Consider the following 21011-nt stretch of genomic DNA (forward strand, 5'->3'; position numbering starts at 1 on the left):
GACGGGATGGCCGGCCGCGTCAGCGTGTGTCGCGGGCCAGCCGGAGGCCCGAGAACTGCCAGCGTTTCGCCGGGTGAAAGAAATTGCGGTAACCGGGGCGCGCATGGCCCTCGGCCGTGACGCAGGAGGCACCGCGCAACACCATCGTGCCGCTCATGAATTTGCCGTTGTATTCGCCGATCGCGCCGTCCGGCGGGCGATAGCCGGGATAGGCCGCAAAGGCGCTGGACGTCCATTCCCAGACATCGGCATAGAGCCCGTCCAGCGCGCCCGGCACCGCCGTCCGCGCCGCATGCTCCCATTCCTGCTCGGTCGGCAGGCGGGCCCCGGCCCAGCGCGCGAAGGCGTCGGCTTCATAGTGGGAGACATGACAGACCGGCGCATCGGGATCGACCGGCTGTGCACCGCGCAGCGTCATCGTGTGCCAGCCGTCCGGTTTGGAGAACCAGTAAAGCGGCGCCTGCCAGCCTTCGGCCTGGCATTGCGCAAACCCGTCCGACATCCAGAAGGCCGGGCGCGCATAGCCGCCATCGGCGATGAATTCGAGCCACTCACGATTGGTCACCACACGGCTGGCCAGTTCGAACGGGTAAAGGCGGGCCTCGTGCACCGGACCTTCGCAATCATAGTGGAAGCCGTCCGCATCGCTGCCGATTGCAGCCAGCCCGCCCTCGAACGCCACCCACTGCGTCTCGCCCGCGACAGTCCGCGGCTGCGGTGCATCTGCGTCGTAAACCGGCTTCAACGGGTTCTGGGCAAACAGGTGGAGAATGTCGGTCAGGAAGAGTTCCTGATGCTGTTCCTCATGGGCCAGGCCCAGTTCCAGCATCTCCAGCGCCCGGGCATTACCGGCCGACAGCAGCGCGTGCATGTGCCGGTCGACATGCCGGCGATACGCGAGCACCGCCTCCAGCGTGGGCCGGGTCAGCAGGCCGCGATGCGGCCGGGCATGCCGCTCGCCCACCGCGTCGTAATAGGAATTGAACAGGAAGGCATAGTCCGCGTCGAACCGCGCGGCCTCGCCGAGCTCCGGGGCGATCACAAACGCCTCGAAGAACCAGCTTGTATGCGCCAGATGCCATTTCGCCGGACTGGCATCGGGCATCGACTGGACCGTCGCATCGGCATCGCTCAGCGGTGCGGCAAGCGCCATCGTCCGCTCGCGCACGCGGGCAAACAGGTCGATCACGCCACCGGCCTCCGGCGTCCTGGCCAAGGCCGGTTCACCGGTCTCGCCGACAACCGGCCGGAGGGCCTGGATACGGTCTTCGATCGTCTCGGAGATGTCGTGTGCCATCGCCTGCTCCGTCGCGCTCGTTGCGTCCGCATAGCGGAGCGCCGGAGGGATATCCACCCCCTTGCAGGCCGCGATGCCGGGATCGGTCTACACAAACAGGTGAAGTCGCGGCGTGCAACCGCAACCTCCCGCAAAGCGGGCCTTGTCCGGACTGTCCCGTCACAACGGTGTCAGGAGGTTCCGGTTCCGCGTCCACCGCACGGCAGCGTCGCGCCCGCCCATGAACGCCGCTAAACAGATAGCATGAGCACGGACGAGACTTTCGAGATATTTCTGGCGACCGCCCCCGGTCTGGAAACCGCCCTCGCGGCCGAGCTGGACGCTGGCGGCTTTGCCGGGGCCACGGCCTCACCGGGCGGCGTCACCCTGCAGGGCGGTTGGCCGGATGTCTGGCGGGCCAATCTCGTCGTGCGCGGTGCCAGCCGTATCCTGGCCCGCATCGGGGCTTTTCGCGTCGTCCACCTGGCGCAGCTGGACAAGCTGTCGCGCAAGTTCGACTGGGGCCGGGTCCTGCGCAAGGACGTACCGGTGCGTGTCGAGGCCAGCTGCCGCCGCTCGAAAATCTATCATGCAGGCGCGGCGGCCCAGCGGGTCGAGACCGCGCTGCGCGAAAGCTTCGGCGTGACGGTCGAGGACACGGCGCCGGTCTGCGTGCGGGTGCGCATCGAGGACAATGTCTGCACGCTCAGCGTCGACACGTCCGGCGAACTCCTGCACCGCCGCGGTCAGAAGGAAGCCGTCGCCAAGGCACCGATGCGCGAGACACTGGCCGCCCTCTTCCTGCGCGAGTGCGGCTATGACGGACAGGAAGCGGTACTCGATCCGATGTGCGGCTCGGGCACGTTCGTGATCGAGGCCGCCGAGATCGCGGCCGGTCTGCCGGCCGGGCGTTCACGTGAGTTTGCCTTCGAACGATTGGCCACGTTCGATCCTGCTGCGTGGGACGCAATGAAATCGCAGGCCGTGGCCGCAGCATCCCCGCCCGGCAGCCTGCGCTTTACCGGCTCCGACCGCGATGCCGGTGCGATCCGCATGGCCACGGCCAACGCCGCCCGCGCCGGGGTTGATGGCTGGACGGCCTTCTCTCAATGCCCGGTCGCCGACCTGCAACGCCCGGACGGCCCACCCGGTCTGGTGATCGTCAATCCGCCCTATGGCGGCCGCATCGGCAAGAAGGCGGCGCTCGTGACCCTGCACGGCACGCTCGGCCAGGTCCTGCGCAGCCGGTTTTCCGGTTGGCGGGTCGGCCTGATCACGACCGATCCTGCGCTGGCGCGCGCCACACGCCTGCCCTTCGGGCCGCCCAGGCGGCCGGTGGATCATGGCGGACTGAAAGTGCGTCTCTACACGACCGGCACGCTTAAATAGTCGCGACCATCTTCCCTGCCCCCGGCCTTGGCGGATAATCTGCCCTGCAAAACGGGAGGGGCGCATGCGCTTTGCCATCATCATCGCAGTCATACTGGCTGCCATCACCGGTCTGGCCGCCTGGGGTCCGGGCTCGCTCAATGCGATGCATTTCGAGCCGCCACAGCCCGACCCAGCCCTGGAAGCCCGGTTCGAGACCGAGACAGCACCGCTGCGCCAGGAACGCAACGACCTGCATGGCGCCGAAGATCTGGAGCCCGGTCCTGACGGCCGTCTCTATGCCAGCCTCGCCGACGGGCGGATCATGGCGCGCGGCCCTTCCGGCGACTGGGAAATGGTAGCCGAGACCGGCGGACGCCCGCTCGGTCTGGCCTTCGCCCCTGACGGCACGCTGTTTGTCGCGGATGCGCGGCTGGGCCTGCTGCGTCAGACCGAGGGCGGCTGGCAGACCTGGCTGGCACCGGCGCCGGATGGCCCGCTGGTCTTTCCCGACGACCTCACCGTGCTGGAAGACGGGCGTATCGTGATGACCGACGCCTCGCTGCGTCACGGTTATGGCGACCACATGGCGTCCTTCTTCGAGGGCGACCAGACCGGCCGCGTCCTGCTGGTCACCGGTTCCGGCGCCTATGAGGAACTGGCCGCCGGCCTCGGCTTCATCAATGGTGTCGATCATGACCCCGAGACGGGCCTGGTCTATCTCAACGAGACCTGGACCGGCCGCATCTGGCAGCTCGATCCGGATACCGCAGAGATGTCGGTCCTGATCGAGGGCCTGCCGGGCTATCCGGACAATCTGGAATTCGATCGCGAGAGCGGGCTGGTCTGGGCCGCCATGCCCTCGCCGCGCGCCATGGATCTGGAAGCCCTGCATCCGCGCCCCTTCGTCAAACGCCTGGCCTGGCGCTGGATCCAGCTGGCGGGTCCGCCACCCCTGCCCGCGCGTCCGCCCATGGCCATCGCCGTCGACACCGATGGCCGCCCGGCGCTCGCCCTGCGCGGCCCGGACGACGGCGCCGACGGCATCACGACGGCGCTCGTCTGGAATGGCGAACTCTGGACAGCCGGTCTCGCACGCGACGGGATCACGGTGTTTCCGGTGCCGGGCGATCACGAGTAACAGCGGGATCAGTGGGCGATGCGGGAGACGATCTCGCGTTCGCAGACCGCGACCATGTTGGGCCGCCGGCACACATCCGGGCGCGTGCCGGTTGCCTGCCAGAAATCGACCAGGCCGAACGCATCCGCCCGCTCCCACATCGCGGCTTCGGCCCACAGCGGATCGAACTCGGGATAGTGCAGGACGACGGCGAGCTGGGACGCGCGCGCATCGAACAGCGCGATATTCTCCAGTGCCTGCGCCCAGTCCTGCGTCACGGCATGCATGCGCGCGACCTGTGTGGTGTCGATATTGTCGCATCCGTCCAGATCGACGCGCTCGGAGACGGGAACACCGTCCCGCCGGGCTGACAGATAGGCCAGGGCACACGGGTGAGCCTCCGGCGGCAGCACGGTCTGAACGATCTCTATCGCAGCGTCCGGATCGCCGTAGTGCAGCTGGGCGACCATGGCGAGTCCCTGCAGCCGGCGGGCGTCGGGAAACAGGCGGCTTTTCTGCTCGATGAAGGCAACCGCCTCGGACGCCAGCCCGCGCTGGACAAGGGCCAGCGCCATAAAGGCGGAGGTCTGGAAATGCACCGGCCAGATCGCTTCAAGATCCTCGGCCAGCCTGAAGGCCTCGAGTTCCTGCCCGGTCTGCCGCAGGATGTCGAAATAGCGGTTCTGCACCTGCAGACCGAGCCAGCTGGAACGGGGCAGTGTCGCGAACACCGCGACCTGCTGTGCCCGGCTGCTGCCATACATCGATGAGAGTGCTTCAGCATAGGCCAGAACAGGGGCATCGGGATCAAGCCTGCGCGCGGTATCGATCAACCCGTTCGCCGCCTCTGCGACCTGCCCGGCGCGCGAATCCGCCTGGGCAAAGAAATGCTGCTCGGGACGCGACATCAGCGCCACGGCATGCAGACCATGCATGAAGGCGCTGTCCGGGTATTGTTCCAGCAGGTCCGCCGTCAGCGTTTGCGGCTGGACAATCTGTCCGCCCGTTCGCACCAAAGCACACAGGGCAAGGAACTGGCTGACAACGCCTGTATCCGCCCCAACTCCGGGTTCGGCAAGGCTGCGCAATTCGCCCAGACAGCGCAGATCAGCGGTCAGCACCATGGCGATATGACGAACCAGATCGGCGGCCGCCCGGCCATCCCGCTCGAACGGCTGGGTCAGCAGCACAGTGCCGCTCTGCCGGTCCGTCAGATTTACGCTCAGCGGCCCGTCCTGACCGGCATTCGCGGCCTCGCCTGCAGGCACGACCGACGCCACGAATTCCGACCGGGACGGCGTGACTGCGAATACGGCGCGATCGACATTCAGCGCCCGGAAGGCCCGGTCGAGCTCATGCCCCGTTTCGCCCGGCAGGTCGAACCGCAGTGCGACGGCACCCTCGATCAGCCCCGGCCTCGGCCAGGCGAGGAAAAGGGCAGCGAGTACGGTCAGGCCCGCGCCCCATACCCAGGCCCGGCCAAAGCGTGACGGTCCGGAGCCAGACTGGCCAGGGCGGGCGGGCTGCGGCGTCTCGCCCGTCGCCTCCAGTTCCACCACTGCGCAGGTCAGGCGATAGCCGCGCTTGGGCAGGGTCTCGACCAGGGCATCGCTGCCGAAAGCCCGCAACTCCGAGCGCAGGCGCGAGACCGCTCGCGTCAGGGCTTCGTCATTACCGATGATATCGCCCCAGACGGTGTCGAGCAGGGCCTCGCGGCGAACCCCTTCACCGGCGCGCGCGGCCAGTGTGCACAACACGTCCATCACGCGGGGTTCCATCCGGCGGTTCATCTCGCCGCGGGTCAGTGTGCCACGACCGGGATCCACCAGAATCCCGCCCAGCCGGAATGGCACTTGTATCGGCGCAGGCCGCTCGGTCATCCCCCACCTTCCGAATTCTCGTATCGGGCCGACAGATTTGTCCAGGAACGGCGCAAGAGCTAGGGCCGATCGGATCAAAAAACCTGACGAAAACCTCCCGAACCGCCGATCGGTCCAATTTTTTCTGCCCCCAAATCCTTTCAGGAACGAAGTTTTCTCCAACCGTGATCGCAAAGGTTGTTTCCGTCGGGAAAGCGTCAGGACCCGACAGCCGCAATCCGGCGAGATGTCCCGGCATCACCAGCAACGGGAGATCGTGATGATCCGCACAACCAGCCTCGCCCTCGCCGCCATCCTGCTCTCCGGCACGGCGGTACAGGCCCAACAGTCCGAGCGCGGCCAGGCCGGCCGGGACTATGTCGTCCAGAGCTACGAGCTGAGCACGGATGCCGGCCGCCGCGCGGTCCTGCGCCGTCTTGAGCGTGAAGTCGCCGCTGCCTGCGACTCGACACGCCGCATGTCGCTGCCGCGCGTCCGCGCTGCTGACAATTGTCACCAGGCCGAGCTCGATCGCGTCGTCTCCGCCCTTGGCGACCCCCGCCTTCTGGCCCTGCACCGCAATGATCGCGCGGTGCAACTCGCGAGCGCGGATCGTCACTGACCGCGCGGGCCAGCCGGACGCCGCGCGGAATCCCTCCACGGCGGCGTCCCGACCGCCTGTGCTGCGGGCCATGGCCGCGCACAGGCGGTTCTTCATTGTCCACAAGCCGGTAGCAGACAGGCTCGGCTTTCGGTGCTAACCCGGATGGGAAAGAGACATTCGGGGAAAGCCATGACACTGACACTTCGGCCGGCGCTGCCGGTCCTGTTCGCTGCAGCGCTGTTTGCCTGCAGCCCGGCATCGGACACAGAGACCGCGACGACAGAGACAGCCGGAACGGCCGCGCAGACCGCCGAAGCCACCCGCTTCACCGTCATGGTCGGCGGAACGGCGATCGGCGCGCTGGAGGTTACCCCGTCCGGCGACAGCTATTCGCTGGACTACGAGTACCGCAATAATGGCCGCGGACCGACGCTGGCCGAAGAGATCACGCTGGACGGCGCCGGCATGCCGCTGAACTGGACGATCGAAGGCGCCACGACCTTCGGCAATCCGGTCGATGAAAGCTTCGAATACGCCGACAGCGAGGCCCGCTGGACCGACACGACCGGCTCCGACCAGGCGATCCCGGCGGAGCCGGCTTTCTACGTGCCCCAGAATGCCAGCCCCTACTGGCTCGCCATCGCTGCCCGCGCCCTGATGGACAGCGAGGACATGTCGCTGCCGGCCATCCCCGGCGGCACGCTGCGCCTGGCCGAAATGGAAACGCTGGACGTCTCCGACGGCACGGATACGCGCACGGTGACCAGCTATGCCCTGTCCGGCACCTCGCTCGACCCGACCTATTTCCTGATGGACGGCCGGGCCTTCTTCGGCGTCATCAGCCCGCGCTTCTCGGTGCTGGCCGAAGGGTTCGAGGGCGAGGACGAACGCCTGCGCCAGCGCGCGACGGACTACGGTGCCCAGCGCTATGAAGACATGCAGTCGCGCTTTGCCCACAATTACGGCGCGCCGGTGCGGATCCGCAATGTGCGGGTCTTCGATTCGGTGAACGCGACTCTCGGCGAGCCGGTCTCCGTCGTAGTGGTCGACGACACGATTGCCGCCATCGAGGCGATCGATGCCGAACCTGTCGACGGCGAGGTGATCATCGACGGCAATGGCGGCACGCTGGTGCCAGGCCTGTTCGAGATGCACGGCCATGTCGGCGAGGACGACGCGATTCTCAATATCGCTGCCGGCGTCACCTCGATCCGCGACATGGGCAATGACAATGAAGTCCTGGGCGAACTGATCGAGCGCATCCGGGCCGGCGAGATCGCGGGTCCGCGCATCTTCCGTTCCGGCTTCATCGAAGGCCGCAGCCAGTACAATTCCAATAATGGCATCATCGTCGAGAGCGAGGCGGAAGCCGTCGCCGCCGTCGAGACCTATGCCGAGGCCGGCGACTTCATCCAGATCAAGATCTACAACTCCATCAATCCGGACTGGGTGCCGGCGATGATCGAGACGGCCCACGCCAACGGGCTGCGCGTCTCCGGCCATGTCCCGGCCTTCACCAATGCCGACGCCATGATCGCGGCCGGTTATGACGAGCTGACCCATATCAACCAGCTCATGCTGGGCTGGGTGCTGGAGGACGGCGAGGACACCCGCACCCTGCTGCGCCTGACGGCCCTGCGCCGCCTGCCCGCCCTCGACCTGCAGAGCGCGCCGGTGCAGTCGACGCTGGATGCGATGGCGGAGCGCGGTGTGGCGATCGATCCCACCTTGGCCATCCACGAAGCCCTGCTGCTGTCGCGCAATGGCCAGGTCTCGCCGGGCACGGTGGACTATATCGACCATATGCCGGTGGGCGTGCAGCGCTCGGCCCGCAGTGCCTGGGCCGATATCGCGACGCCCGAGGACGACGCCAATTACGCCGGCGCCTTCGACCAGGTCCAGGAAACCATCCGCATGATGCACGAGCGCGGCATCTTCATGGTGCCCGGCACCGATCTGGGCGGCGCCTTCGCCTATCATCGCGAGCTGGAACTCTACCAGTCAGCCGGCATGACCCCGGCCGAGATCCTCGCCTGGGCCAGCCATGGCATGGCCGATTATCTGGGCGTTGCCGGCCGGCTCGGCTCGATCGCGCCGGGCATGCGGGCCGACTTCTTCCTGGTGCCCGGAAATCCGGTCGAGGACCTCGCCGACATCAAGACGATCTCGCTTGTCTCGTCCGATGGCACATTCTACTACCCGACCGAAATCTATCCGGAATTCGGCATCGAACCCTTTACCGAACTGCCCGGCGTGGCCGTTCCGAACTGACCGGGCAGCCGGGACCTCTGTCCGCCTTGGGGAGAGGTCTGCACGGTCATCCCATCGCCAGTAACGCCTGCAACCTGCAGTGTGCGGGAACGCTCGCCCTATATCTGCGTTACCTGTTCAGGAGGACGTAGATGGCGAAGCTGGCACTGGTGATCAACCGGACCTCGGGGCGTTTCGTACGCGGCGATACCGATGCGTTGGCCGAAGAACTGACAGCGCACCCGGCGATCGACACGGTCTGGGAGTTCGGCGAGGACGATGTGGAGGCCCGTATCCGCGATGCGGATTCGCAGGGGTTCGACGGGATCGCCATCGCCGGCGGTGACGGCACCATCCAGGCGGTCGCCTGCATGGCGCACCGCAATGGCGCGAAATGCCCGCTGCTGCCGCTGCCGCTGGGCACGGCCAACATGCTGGTCCACCGGCTCTACGGCCACCGCAGCGCAAGCGAAATGCTCGACACGGTCGACGACACGCAGGTCAAGCCGTTCCGGCCCGGACTGGCCGGAGAGGAGATTTTCCTGGTCGCCGCCGCACTGGGTTTCCCGTCAACGGTTGCCCGGGCCCGCGAAATGGTGCGCGAGGCAGACGGCGTTCCGCCCCTGCCCTCCCTGTCGCGCCGCATAGCGGCGGCAGCCCGCCACGCGTTCAAACCCCGTATCCATTACTGGCTGGACGGGGACGACCGCGACCGCAAGCGCGCCAGCGGCATCTATGTCGACCTCGACGGTGAAGCCGAGGACATGGCCTATGTGGCCGTTCACTGGCGCCATATCGGCGATGTCGCCTGGGCCGGCCTGACCCTGCTGACCGACATTCATGACGGCGAACGCCCCGGGGTGGCCGGCCGGACAGGGTGCATCGAGGCCCGGTCCCGCAAGCCGCTGGCCCTGATGCTGGACGGGGAACCCGTCTTCATGCCGCGCAACCTCACTATCTCGCGCTCCGACACCCCTATCCGCTTCCTGAACTGGACAGAATGACCAAGCTTTTCCAAATCGCCGACCTTCATTTCGGTGCCGAGGACAGAGATCTGGTCGACGCCTTCGTCGACCTGTGCAATGCATCCCGGCCCGATGCCGTTATCGCGGCCGGGGACTTCACCCAGAGCGGCCGCAAGAGCGAGTTCGACGCTGCCGCCCGCTTCCTTGGCCGTCTCGACCCGCCGGTTGTCGGCATTCCCGGCAATCACGATGTGCCCTCGCGCGCCCTGCACAGGCGTTTCACGACGCCCTGGCGGCGCTATGAACGCTCGGTGGGCCGGCACATGACATCCAGCCTGGAAGACGGGCCACTGCATATCGAGGGCCTGCGCACGGCCCGGCGGGCGCAATGGCAGCCGGACTGGTCGCTGGGCCGCATCGGGCAGCCCAGCCTGGGACGGGCGCTCGACCTGCTGGCAGAGCGGGATGCCGATCTCCGCGTCCTCACCTGCCATCACCCCATCCTGGCGCCCGGCGGCAATCGCGGCCGGGCCCGCACCGCGCGGGCCGGCACGTCGGTCACCACGATTGCCGAACATTGCGACCTGGTTCTGACCGGCCATCTGCACGAGACCTTTGCCCTGCCTGCCGAGGGGCCGTCACACACCTGCTGGTTCGTCGGCGCGGGCACGACATTTTCGCGCCGCACGCGCGGCGAGCCGGCCGGCTTCAACGTGCTCGACATTTCTGCAGACACGATCCGCGTCACGCATCACATCGCGGACGAAGACCGGCCCGCCTTTATCGTCCGGGACAGCCGGGTCCTGCCCCGGCGTGAGGGTCAGTACTGACCGATCTGCATCGCGGCGCGCACCAGCTGGGCCGTGGAATTGAGCCCGAGCTTGGCCATGATGTTCTCGCGGTGCTTGCGGACGGTGGAGACACGGACCGCCAGATTGTCCGCAATCGTGTCGACGGAATGTCCCCGCGCGATCTCGCGCAGGACGTCCCGTTCGCGCACGGTGAGGCTTCCGGCCCTGAGCACGCCGCCCTCCTCCTCGTCAGCATCAGGCTGACGTTTCAGGGGCCGGTGCGGCGGCGTTTCGGCCACGGCGTCGATCGCGGCCAGCAGGCTGTCCCGCCCCGCTTCCTTGTGCATGAAACCGTCCGCGACGGCGGCCAGGGCCGCGCGCTCGCGCTCGTCCATGTGAGAGCCCGTCAGCAACAGGAATCGCGTGTCCGAGCCGGCGTCGCGCACACGTTCGATCACTTCCAGCCCCGTCATGTCCGGCAGGGCGAAATCCACGACGGCGACATCGGGCTGTTGTTCCAGGAGAAGGGCAATGGCGCTCTCGCCGTCCTCGGCAGAGCCGGCGAGCTCATAGCCCGCCTGCATGGCGATCGTGCCGCCGACCGCCTCGCGCACGATGGCGTGGTCGTCGACCACCACGACGCGCCTGGAATTTTCCACCTTGCTCATGGTGTTGGCCTGTATCCCCGCTTGCCAGCCCGCGTCATCGACCGGTACACATTCACGCAGGGGATCACTGTACACCGTTAGCGTCTGGAAAAGTATGGATTATCCGCAGATTCGCCGGATCGACGGACGTTTTTCCGACGCCGCGCTCGAACAGGCCTTCCTGGCCGAAAGCTGGAGCGGAATCCGGCTGCAGGCCGGCATCACCCTGCTCGCCTTCTCGCTCGCCTGGCTGATCTCGACCAGTATCGACCTGTCCTACCTGCAGGGCACGGACCGTTTCGCGACGACGATCACCAGCCGGATCGTGGCCGGCATTCTCGGTGTCACCGTTGGCGGCTGGATGCTGATCGCAGCGCCGCAAAACCCGCAGGGCTGGGCCGGCCGGCTTGTCTTTGCCTGGATCATTACCTCGACGATTGCCGCAGCCCTGGTCGCCTGCGCCTACCCTGCCGTAGAAACCACACCGGACGGTATTTCCGACGTGCTGGTCTTCACCAGTTTCTGGATGTCGCTGCACATCATCATACTGGGCGTCGCGCTCGCCTATTTCCCATGGGCGATCATGATCTCGGCCACCGGCTATGCCGTGAGCTATCTCACCCTGACCGTGATGTGGTGGGACGCCGCCGAACATCCGATGATCGGCCAGTCGGTGATGATGGTGTCGTGCTGTGCCTTCGGCTGGGTGATGGCGATCATGCTGTCGATCCGAGCGCGGCGGCGCTACTTCATCATGCGGCGCTATGAAGAGGCCAAGGAGGCCGCCGAACGGGCGCACGAATTCACCACCTTCCTGCTGGCCGCCACGGGGCATGACATCCGTCAGCCGGTCTTCGCCCTCGACCTCAATGCGGCCCGCCTGACGGAACTCCTCGAGCGTGGCGACACAGGCGCGGCCCTCGATGTCAGCCGCAGCCAGCAGATGGTCACGCGCAATGTCTCGCGCATGATCTCCTCAATCCTGGAAGTGGCGCACCTGGATGCACGCAAGCGTACGGTCAGCCCGGATCGCCTGCCGGTCTCCCGGCTGGCCGGCACGCTGGTCTCGGCCTTCGGCGAGATTGCCTCGAACAAGGCGATTGCGCTGACCGCCGCCCGCTCGAGCGCCCATATCCACGCCGATCCGGGCATTGTCGAACACATCCTGGCCAATCTGGTGTCCAACGCCATCGCCCATTCCGGCGGCGACCGGATCGTGATCGGTGCGCGGCGCCGGGGCGAGACCGTCGACCTCATTATCGCCGACAATGGCAAGGGCCTGCCCGCCGGGGACACCGAACTGACCGCGCGCGGTGCGCCGCCAGAAGCCGGTGAAAAGAGCAGCGGAAAGCGCTCCGGCCTGGGGCTGGAAATCGTTTTCCGCCTGGCCGAGCATGGCGGTCTGAAGCTGCGTGTCGCATCGCGGGCGGGGCATGGCGTGATGGCTGTCCTGACCTGTCCGGCACGCCGGACAGCCCGGTCATAGCGACCGGCCGGGACAGGAAATCCGGCCGTCTACGATAATCGTCGAATTCTACCGGTCCGGTGCACCGGCTAAGCATCCTCCCGCCTGACGCAGGGGGAAATCATGCCGCGCAACACACGCCTTTGGACCGCCAGCCGGTCGCTGACCGACACATTCCGCAACACGCTTCTGGCTACCTGTGCCGGTCTGGCCTTCATGGCGCCGGCCCTGGCCGACACAGACGGCGATCCGGGCGATGACGGCCCCATCGCCCGGGGAACGCTGCCGGAAGGCGGTACCATCGTCTACACCACCTGGCAGCCCGAGCGCCGGATCTGGATGGAATTCTACTGGGTGGTGCCGGAGGGCTATGGCGACGCCCATGGCGTGTGCCTGTCACAAAGCTATTCCACCTTTTCCTCGGCCGAGCCGGAAGCGCGAGGCAGCCTGCGCAACCAGCCGCTCAGCTTCTGCAACCGCAATGAATACGGCGAGCTGACGCCCGGCCGCGCGCCCTGGGATCGCGCCAACCGCCAGAGCGCCGAGAGCGAGCAGACAGGGTCACGCTTCATGCTGGATGATGGCGGCCGCGGCGGCAACCTCCCTCCGGCCTGCCTTCTGCCCTGGAACTGGTTCAAATGCGTGGCCGATCCCGATGCAGCGTCGGCGGCCAGCGGGGCCGGCGCCGGCACAGAGGCCCGCAGCCCCCTCGCCTTCGCCCGCGACATGCCCGTCGCGCCGCACATCATTGCCGGACCGGACACCACGATCGACGGCATTGTCGACACGGAAAACCAGTTCTCCAACGTGGTGCTGATCACCGTCGAGACGACGACCGGTGCCTCGGTGTGCACCGGCACGCTGATCAATCGCCGCCAGGTCCTGGCCGCCGCCCACTGCTTCGCCAGCGGCGATGTCACGCGGGTCGAAGTCTCCTTCGATCCGGAGGGACAGACCGGCTATTTCGGCGCGATGAGCGTCACGGTGCACGAGAGCTATGATCCCGACACGTTCGGCGCCGATGTCGCCGTGATCACGCTGGATACCGCCTCGCTGGCCGCCGATCCGGTCACGCTGGAGGGCTCGGACGGTGCCAACACCACGGCCGGCAGCCGTATCGTGCTCGCAGGCTATGGTAGTTTCGGCACAGGCGAGACCGGTCAGCTCTCGATCGACGGGCGCCGGCGCTATGGCGTCAACACGCTCGACTTGATCGGCACCTGGGGCGATTTCTTCAACGAGATCGGCGAGCCCCTGCCGCCCATCCTGTCCGGCGAGCCCGGCAATTTCCTGTTCGTCGATTTCGACGGTCCCGGCGGGATCAACCTGCTGGGCGGCGGTGCGATCGATGGCGAGGTCTCCTCGGCCCAGGGCGACAGCGGCGGCCCGCTCTTTGCCGACACGGCCAACGGCCTGATCCAGATCGGTATCGTTTCCAACGGCAATAACCCTTATGGACCGCTGGGCGGGTATGGCACCTGGGTCGCCTATATCCCGGTCGCCGATTATATCGACTGGATCGAGGGGCTGGATCCCTTCATCGAACGCCATGCCCTGGCCGGCGACGGCTACTGGCACGACGCCGCGCACTGGGAGTATGGCGATATACCGGAGAACGACCGCGCCGAGCCGGGTACGACCGTCGTCACTGACGAATACATCGTGCCGGAAATCTACGAGGTCTATCTGGACGCGCCCGGCACGACTCGGGTCGCCCAGGACGAATATGTCGATGCGGTCTATGTCTTCGAGGGCGCAACCCTGATCGTCGAGGATGGCGGCCAGCTGGCGCTGGATACCGGGATCGGCATGACCGGCGGTGAAGTCCGTATCGAGGGCGATGTCATCGGCCAGGCGCTGGAACTGCATGGCGGTCTGTTCGATATCGCCGAGACCGGCAGCTATACCGACTTCTCGCCCTATTATTCCGGCGGCATGAACCTGACCGGCGCAGCGGTACGCATCGCCGGCGAGCTCGCCACCGACTGGCTGCACCAGACCGGCGGATCGCTCTGGGTGACCGAGACCGGCCTCTTCTTCGACTATCTCGGCACCATGGTCGAGGGCGGCTCGATCGGCATTGACGGGATTTTCGACACCGCCTCCTTCAACCAGTTCGGCGGCTATACCTCGATCTTCTCGAACGGCGTGCTCTACGACGCCTCCGGCTCGACCTTCATTGCCGACAGCGAGCTCTATGTCGGCGGCATCCTGGACACGCTGGAACTGCTGATCGCCGACAGCACGGTGATGGGCGACGGCATCATCTATGCGCCCTTCGGGGTCTACCAGCTCGGCGGCACGCTGCTGCCCGGCTACAGCCTCGACGAGGAAACGCCCGGCGGATCCCTGATCATCGAGGGCGATTACCTGGCAGACGATGTCCTCTTCGTTGTCTCCACCGACGGCACGGCGACCGATTATCTCCATGTGCTCGGCTCTGCGAATGTCGCCGGCGAGGTCTCGCTCTTCCTGCGCGGCAACGCCCCGCTCGCCCGCAACAGCCGCTTCACCTTCCTGGAGGCGGAAGGCGGTCTGACACTCGGCGATCTCACCGTTGCCGACCCGCAGATATCCCCGATGCTGTCGCTGTCACTCGGCCAGACCGCAAACTCGGCCTACCTCCAGGTCGACGCCCGCGCCTATGCCGAGTTCGCCCAGACCGACCAGCAGCGCTCGCTGGCCACGGCGCTCGACGCCGCCGCCGGCGACGATGCGCCGAGCGGAGACTTCGCCGATCTCGTCAACACGCTGGACTACATGCCCAGCGAGGACGCGCTGCGCACCGCGCTGCAGACCGCCAATCCGGGCGACACTTTCGCCATGAACCGGATGGGTGAAGGCCTGTCGCGGGCCATGGGTGACGTGATCGCCAGCCGCATGGCGCTGTTCGCCGAAGGCCGTCATGGCGGCGGAATGGACATGGCCGGCACCGGCAGCAGCCCGGTCCAGCTCGCCTCGGCCAATGCCGGCAGCATCGAAGTGCTCTCGGCCCTGCAGGCGGCCACCCGGGCAGCAAGTTCCGGCCGGATGGACCGGATCAATGACCGCACCGGCGTTTATGTCTCCGTCGAAGGCGGCTGGGGCGAGACCGACCTGCCCAATGGCACCACGGATCTGGAAAGCCATCACATCGTCGCCGGGATCGATTTCGAACCGGCCGAAAACTGGCTGATCGGCGCCAATGCCGGTTTCTCGGACTATTCCGCCCACAGCGCGACGACCCATGTGCAGGGCGAGTCCGTGTCGCTGGCCGCCTATGCCGGCTATGCCGGATCGCGGCTCTATGGCAGCGCCTATATCGGTGCCAGCCGGCTCGACTACGATCTCACCCGCTCGATCCTGCTGGGCGCGGCCGAGATGCGGGCCACCGCCTCGACGGACGCGAACCAGTTCGATGCCGGCTTCGACATCGGTGCCGACCTGATCGAGGGCGCGGCCGTCTTCGGCCCGGTCCTGCGCCTGCGTCACGGCAATACCGATATCGACGGCTACAGCGAGACCGGTGCGGGCGTGTTCAACGCCACGCTGGCGGCGCGTGAAAACGGCCGGACCCTGCTGGGCGCCGGCGGCCGTTTCGCCAGCGGCGGCAAGACCCGGCTCTTCGGCCAGCTGACCTGGGAACAGGATCTCTCCGAAGGCGACGGCCAGACGAGTGCCAGCCTCGCCGGCGCGCCCTCGGCCGGCTTTGCCGTGCTGGACGGCCATCATGATGACGGCTTCGCCTCGCTGGCCCTGGGGGTCGATATCGACGCCTCCGACCGGGTCGCGATCTCGGCCCGCGCGCGCAGCGATTTCGGCCGCGACACGGATGAGGACACAGCCCTCAGCCTGGCGATCAACTGGCGTTTCTGACCGCGACGCCCTCGCGGACAGACGGAGCACGGTCCGGCATTGCCGGGCCGTGCTTTTTCGTGGGCGGCGGGATTATCGCCCTGGACGCGGGACATTTGTTCCGATTATCCCCCTAATCGGCCTGCCCGGCTCTGCCTATATCGGCGCCACGAACAGGAGGGCGCCATGCGCTGGACGGGATTAGTCTTGTCACTTGCCATTCTCGGGCTGACGATCAGCCTGCTTTTTGCCACGAGCGCGACCTCGTCCGGGCAGCTGACCGTGCGGTCGGCGCCGGACATGCAGGAAACGGCCCTGGCGAAACCGGTTATGAGCTGACACGGGAGACGTGCAGATGGATATCGAAATCACGCTTGAGGAAGACGGCTCAAAGGGCCGCTATGTCGCCCATGTCGCCGGACAGGCGGATACCGGCGAGATGACCTTCAGCCGCATCAGCCCGAAGCGGATCATCGTCGATCATACCGGCGTGCCGGACAGTCTGAAGGGCATGGGTGTCGGCTCGGCGCTGGCCCGCCATATCGTGGCGCAAGCGCGCGAAAAGGGCTTCACCATCGTGCCGCTCTGCCCCTTCCTGAAAGCCCAGGCTGAACGCCATCCCGACTGGGACGACGTGATCGAGGGCATGAAGCGCTAACGCTTGCACCTCCTCTCCCTCGGGAGAGGGATCGAGGGAGAGGGGGACGACACCGTCTTCTCCCAAAGGCCCTGACCGGGGTTTCCCCCTCATCCGCTCTCCAGGCCCCTTCTCCCCGGGGAGAAGGGGGTCACGAAGCCTCCGCCTCTAATCCTCCGCCCACTGGCGCAGGAGGTTGGCCTTGCTCTTCAGCAGGAGGTCGAGTTCGGCAGTCTTGCCGTCACGTTCGAACAGGGCCCGGCAGGCGCGGTCGAGATCGAACAGGATTTCGCGCTGGTCGGGACGGCGCACCAGGCTGCGCACCCAGCCGACTACGGCGATCCGCTCGCCGCTTGTCACCGGCGCCACCCGGTGCAGCGCCGCGGTCGGGTAGACCACCACCTCGCCCGGCGCCAGCTTGATCTCGGTCTCGCCATCGACGCTTTCCATCACCAGCTCGCCGCCTTCATAACTGTCCGGCTCGGACAGGAAGAGCGTGAAGGAGAGGTCGGCACGGCGGCCGCCCATCAGCGCATCGTCGACATGCAGCCCGTATTCCATGCCTTGCGTATAGCGCGAGACCAGCATGCGCGTGATCGATTTGGGCTGGGCGAAGGAGACGAAAAGCGGGTGTGCCATCAACGCCTTGCGCACCAGATTGCGGATCGTGTCGATGCGCGGGCCGGCCTCGACCTGCTCATTGCGCTTCACTTCGCGCGCCGCCCAGCCGGCCGTCTTGCGGCCATCGGCGTAATCGCTTTCTCCCGCCAGCTGACGGAGCTGATCGACGGTCTCGGCGGGGCACACATTCTGCAGACACAAGAGCATGAAATTACCTGCGACTAATTGTCATTTACCGAAAATGGGTTTAGGCGGTCTATCAGGGTCGGGCAAGACGTCCCGACAACAAGGCAAGGGGAATGCTTATGGGTATCAAGCGCCGTACGCGAATCTGGACCACGGTCGGCACGGCCGCCCTGCTGGGCGGTCTGGCCGGGTGTAGCGAGCCGGCCAGCGACACACCAGCGGACGAAGTGCCGCAGAGCCAGGCCGAGCAGCACGACACCAGTGCCGCAGCCGATCATGCGGCCGAGCCGGCGGCGCCGGCCGGCGGCTGGTCGGAAGGCGAAGGCGAAGGTGAAGGCGGTTCCGGCGGCGGCGAGTTCGGCATCGATCCGGCGGCTGCGGAAAGCGACCCCGTCGTCTACATGATCGCGCTGGAAGTCATGCGGGCCCACTATCTGGCCGGCATCGACGCCTACCGGGCCGGCGACCGCACGGCGGGCGCGGAAATGTTCGCCCACCCGATCAACGAGATCTATATCGACTTCGAACCCGTTCTCGAAAATCTCGGCGCGCCGATGTTCGGCGACACGATGACCGACGCTTCGGTGGCCCCCTATTCCGGCGCCGGCGAAGACGAGATTGTCGCCCGCGTCAACGACGTGCTGGTCGCCATCGACAATGCCGCCGAGTTCGCACCGGAAAGCGATGCGTCCGAAGCCGAGGTCCATGCCCGCGTGCTGGCCGACCTGCTCGAGCGCGGCGCGCTGCAATACCGCGTTGCCGCCAGCGATGCGGCGGCAGGTGAAGCCTATCTGGACGGCTATGGCTTTGCGAAGGGCGCCGAGCGCTATGCGGCCAGCCATATCGACGTGATTGCCACCGCCAATCCGGCGCTGGCGGGCGCCTTTGCCGGCCTTGTCGACCAGCTGAACGCCGCCTTCCCGACAGCCCTGCGCCCCGACACGCTCGAGGGCGATGCCGGCGCACTCGTCAGCGCTGTTGCTGCAGCGAAGGAAACGGTTAACACCCTGCCCTGATTGGATATATCGCAAGAGCGTGATCCAAATCACGCTTTGCCGGCGCGACGCGCCGTAAAGTCGATCCGAGCGAAGGCCCGGCAGCCCGTGCTGCCGGGCCTTTTCGTTGAATTCCGGCAAATAGTTTGAGGGTATTCATTTATTATTCGCCGCTTAAGTTGCGGAAACGGAACATAATTCCGCGTGGTGGCGTTCCACATGCCAGCATGTTGGGGGCTGAACGATCATGGACTATTTCGACGTCAACAATTTCATGCCCCATGGCATGTGCTACCTGTGGCGGCCGGAACTGGTGGGCATGCATGTGATTGCCGACCTGGCGATCGCCTTGGCCTATTTCTCCATTCCGATCGTCATCGTGCTGTTCCTGCGGCGGCTGAACCGGCCCATCCCCTTCCGCTGGGCCTTCGTGATGTTCGGGATCTTCATCCTGTTCTGCGGCATCAATCACCTCATGAACATCGTCGTGCTGTGGCATCCGCTCTACTATGTCGAAGGCGCCCTGAAACTGCTCACGGCAGCAGCCTCGGTCGCCACCGCCGTGCTGATGCTGCCCCTGCTGCCGGTCCTTATCGACCGCTTCACCCGTCTGGCTGCTGAAGACGATATGGACAGCGCATGAACCTCACCCGGCCCGATACAGCCAGCAGCACTCAGCCAGACGGAGCGCGCTATGAAACGCTCAGCGGCCTGCTGGAAGCCTATCGCACGCCGGTTGCTATCATCCTGTTCGGGGTCATCGTCTCCCTCGCGCTCTTCTTTGCCACCCTTCTGGGGCACAGCCGGGCCAAGGAGCGCGAATTCCGCAATCACGCCGCGGCGCGCATTGCAGAAATCGAGACAGGCTTCACCGCGATCGAGGCCGAGCTGACCGAGCTGGCCAACGCTGTCGATGCCGGGCTGGCACCGCAGACCGTGATCGAGATATTCGGAGTCGCCGATGGCGAAGTGGCAACACCGCCCGTGCGCGATCTCGGACTGGTCTCCCGGGACGCGGCCCTTCATGCCATCGACGCCGGCACGGCGCGTCAGGTCCAGCGCGCCATCGCCTATATGCTGGAACGCGGCCCGGCACCGCAGACCCTCGTCCTCCTGCCCCTGCCCGCCGCCGCGCCCGGCGAGGTGCCTTTCGTGCTTGTCGCCCCGCTTTCGTCCGGGCCCTATGCCTACGCCTATGTCACCTCGGATTTCGACGCCTTGGTGCAGCCGACCGAATTGCGATCCGATCCGGCCTGGGTGATTTCCAGCCTCCATGACGGCAGTCCGCAATTTGCCCTCGCCCGCAATGTCGACCTGCGGGCCCGGACCACGCCGGCCATGATGGGCGTCATCTCCGTGCTCGACACGGCGCCCTACGCCCTGCACTGGACGGGCGACGCGCCGTTCGATGTGGTCGATATCGCCATCGTGCCGCGGCGCACCTACCTGCTCCAGTTCGGTCCCCTGCCCTGGCTGGTGCTGGCCTTCTGCCTGTTCGCCACAGCGGCAATCGGCACGCTGTCGCTCAAGGATGCGCGGCGGACCGCCGAGATCCGCCGGCAGGTCGATCTGAAAACCGCCGAACTGCGCCGCAGCCAGGCCGTCATCGAAGCCAAGAACGAGGAGCTGGCGCGCTTTGCCGCCCATGCCTCGCACGACCTGCAGGCGCCCCTGCGCGCGATGAAGGGCATGTCCTCCCTGCTCGTCGAACGCCAGATCGACCTGGACGACCGCAGCCAGCAGATGCTGCAGCGGATAAATCGCGGTGCCGACCGGGCCCAGCGCCTGGTCCAGGACCTGCTGTCCTACACCAAGGCCGACATGGCGCAGGTCAATGCCGAACCGATCCCGCCGGAGACCCTGCGCAGCGAGATCGACGAATTGCTCGCCGCGACGGTCGAGGAGTGCGGCGGCCAGCTGCGCTGGCAGGTCGATGCGCCGGTCGAGGCCGACCGTTTCCTGCTGACGCGGGCGCTGCAGAATCTCGTCTCGAATGCCATCAAGTATCGCGCCGACCGGCCGCTGCGGATCGATGTCACGGCGCGCACCGATCAGTACGGGACCACCCTCTGCGTGTCGGACAATGGCATGGGGATCGAACCGAAATATTTCGAGCGCATCTTCCGCGTCTTCGAACGCCTGCACGGTGCCGACGAAATCGAGGGTTCCGGGATCGGCCTGGCGCTGTGCAAACGTGTCGCCGACCTGCATGGCGGCCGGATCTGGGTGGAATCGGAGCCCGGCGTGGGCAGTCATTTCTTCCTGCACATTCCCAGCGCCGAAGCGCCGCGCGCCGCCATCTCCAACGATCGCTGAACCGGCCGGCGCCCGGCATGTGCAGCCACGCCGCTGACGCGGAGGCCTGCAGACTGATATAGAGCGGGCGAAACCCG

The 21011-nt window shown here is 66.5% G+C and carries 17 protein-coding genes; 13 read left to right on the forward strand and 4 right to left on the reverse strand.

Translation table 11 applies throughout. From position 1 onward, the window contains the following. Nucleotides 1-19 precede the first annotated feature (19 nt). Complete coding sequence (gene egtB / locus JJ918_RS08910; RefSeq protein ID WP_291886034.1) at nucleotides 20-1297, reverse strand: ergothioneine biosynthesis protein EgtB; 1278 nt, start codon at nucleotides 1295-1297, stop codon at nucleotides 20-22. Between the two features lie 243 nt (nucleotides 1298-1540). Here egtB and JJ918_RS08915 point away from each other — a divergent pair, with 243 nt between their 5' ends. Beyond that, nucleotides 1541-2665: a class I SAM-dependent RNA methyltransferase gene (locus JJ918_RS08915; RefSeq protein WP_291886037.1), complete on the forward strand. Its 1125-nt coding sequence runs from the start codon at nucleotides 1541-1543 to the stop codon at nucleotides 2663-2665. Between the two features lie 64 nt (nucleotides 2666-2729). Continuing rightward, nucleotides 2730-3785 (forward strand): SMP-30/gluconolactonase/LRE family protein, encoded by a 1056-nt coding sequence (locus JJ918_RS08920; protein ID WP_291886040.1) that lies wholly within the window; start codon nucleotides 2730-2732, stop codon nucleotides 3783-3785. Nucleotides 3786-3793: 8 nt separating this feature from the next. Here the strand turns inward: JJ918_RS08920 and JJ918_RS08925 are convergent, their stop codons facing one another. Next, nucleotides 3794-5644, reverse strand: coding sequence for a winged helix-turn-helix domain-containing protein (locus JJ918_RS08925; protein ID WP_291886043.1), 1851 nt, complete (start codon nucleotides 5642-5644; stop codon nucleotides 3794-3796). A gap of 259 nt (nucleotides 5645-5903) precedes the next feature. On the opposite strand from JJ918_RS08925, the gene JJ918_RS08930 reads away from it, so the two are divergent. The 4 genes from JJ918_RS08930 to JJ918_RS08945 all read left to right on the forward strand — a co-directional run bounded on the left by JJ918_RS08930 (nucleotide 5904) and on the right by JJ918_RS08945 (nucleotide 10272). Beyond that, nucleotides 5904-6245, forward strand: a complete 342-nt coding sequence (locus JJ918_RS08930) for a UrcA family protein (protein WP_291886046.1) — start codon at nucleotides 5904-5906, stop codon at nucleotides 6243-6245. A gap of 171 nt (nucleotides 6246-6416) precedes the next feature. Next, complete coding sequence (locus JJ918_RS08935; protein WP_291886050.1) at nucleotides 6417-8498, forward strand: amidohydrolase family protein; 2082 nt, start codon at nucleotides 6417-6419, stop codon at nucleotides 8496-8498. A gap of 131 nt (nucleotides 8499-8629) precedes the next feature. After that, nucleotides 8630-9481: a diacylglycerol kinase family protein gene (locus tag JJ918_RS08940; protein WP_291886053.1), complete on the forward strand. Its 852-nt coding sequence runs from the start codon at nucleotides 8630-8632 to the stop codon at nucleotides 9479-9481. After that, nucleotides 9478-10272 carry a metallophosphoesterase gene (locus tag JJ918_RS08945; RefSeq protein WP_291886055.1) on the forward strand — a complete coding sequence of 265 codons (795 nt, stop codon included), beginning with the start codon at nucleotides 9478-9480 and terminating at the stop codon, nucleotides 10270-10272. The genes JJ918_RS08940 and JJ918_RS08945 overlap by 4 nt, the downstream gene beginning before the upstream one ends. On the opposite strand, the gene JJ918_RS08950 is transcribed toward JJ918_RS08945, so the two are convergent. Continuing rightward, nucleotides 10263-10901, reverse strand: a complete 639-nt coding sequence (locus JJ918_RS08950) for a response regulator transcription factor (protein ID WP_291886057.1) — start codon at nucleotides 10899-10901, stop codon at nucleotides 10263-10265. The genes JJ918_RS08945 and JJ918_RS08950 overlap by 10 nt on opposite strands. A 94-nt stretch (nucleotides 10902-10995) precedes the next feature. Between JJ918_RS08950 and JJ918_RS08955 the strand changes: the two genes are divergently transcribed. The 4 genes from JJ918_RS08955 (at nucleotide 10996) to JJ918_RS08970 (ending at nucleotide 16837) form a co-directional block, all read left to right on the forward strand. Beyond that, nucleotides 10996-12366: a sensor histidine kinase KdpD gene (locus tag JJ918_RS08955; RefSeq protein WP_291886059.1), complete on the forward strand. Its 1371-nt coding sequence runs from the start codon at nucleotides 10996-10998 to the stop codon at nucleotides 12364-12366. Nucleotides 12367-12468: 102 nt separating this feature from the next. Further along, nucleotides 12469-16200 carry an autotransporter domain-containing protein gene (locus JJ918_RS08960; protein ID WP_291886062.1) on the forward strand — a complete coding sequence of 1244 codons (3732 nt, stop codon included), beginning with the start codon at nucleotides 12469-12471 and terminating at the stop codon, nucleotides 16198-16200. A 165-nt stretch (nucleotides 16201-16365) separates the two neighbouring features. Further along, nucleotides 16366-16518 (forward strand): hypothetical protein, encoded by a 153-nt coding sequence (locus tag JJ918_RS08965; protein ID WP_291886065.1) that lies wholly within the window; start codon nucleotides 16366-16368, stop codon nucleotides 16516-16518. A gap of 22 nt (nucleotides 16519-16540) precedes the next feature. Next, nucleotides 16541-16837, forward strand: coding sequence for a GNAT family N-acetyltransferase (locus JJ918_RS08970; RefSeq protein ID WP_367277683.1), 297 nt, complete (start codon nucleotides 16541-16543; stop codon nucleotides 16835-16837). Between the two features lie 147 nt (nucleotides 16838-16984). Here the strand turns inward: JJ918_RS08970 and JJ918_RS08975 are convergent, their stop codons facing one another. Further along, nucleotides 16985-17644, reverse strand: coding sequence for a Fe2+-dependent dioxygenase (locus tag JJ918_RS08975; RefSeq protein WP_291886069.1), 660 nt, complete (start codon nucleotides 17642-17644; stop codon nucleotides 16985-16987). 98 nt (nucleotides 17645-17742) lie between these two features. Here JJ918_RS08975 and JJ918_RS08980 point away from each other — a divergent pair, with 98 nt between their 5' ends. The 3 genes from JJ918_RS08980 to JJ918_RS08990 all read left to right on the forward strand — a co-directional run bounded on the left by JJ918_RS08980 (nucleotide 17743) and on the right by JJ918_RS08990 (nucleotide 20934). Continuing rightward, nucleotides 17743-18639: a hypothetical protein gene (locus tag JJ918_RS08980; protein WP_291886071.1), complete on the forward strand. Its 897-nt coding sequence runs from the start codon at nucleotides 17743-17745 to the stop codon at nucleotides 18637-18639. 226 nt (nucleotides 18640-18865) lie between these two features. Beyond that, a complete protein-coding gene (locus tag JJ918_RS08985) occupies nucleotides 18866-19261 on the forward strand; it encodes a hypothetical protein (RefSeq protein ID WP_291886074.1) in 396 nt (131 codons plus the stop codon). Continuing rightward, on the forward strand, nucleotides 19258-20934 hold the full coding sequence (locus tag JJ918_RS08990; protein ID WP_291886077.1) for an ATP-binding protein: 1677 nt from the start codon (nucleotides 19258-19260) through the stop codon (nucleotides 20932-20934). The genes JJ918_RS08985 and JJ918_RS08990 overlap by 4 nt, the downstream gene beginning before the upstream one ends. Nucleotides 20935-21011: the final 77 nt, after the last annotated feature.

The sequence above is a fragment of the Maricaulis sp. genome (genome assembly GCF_017642925.1).
Classification (GTDB): Bacteria; Pseudomonadota; Alphaproteobacteria; order Caulobacterales; family Maricaulaceae; genus Maricaulis.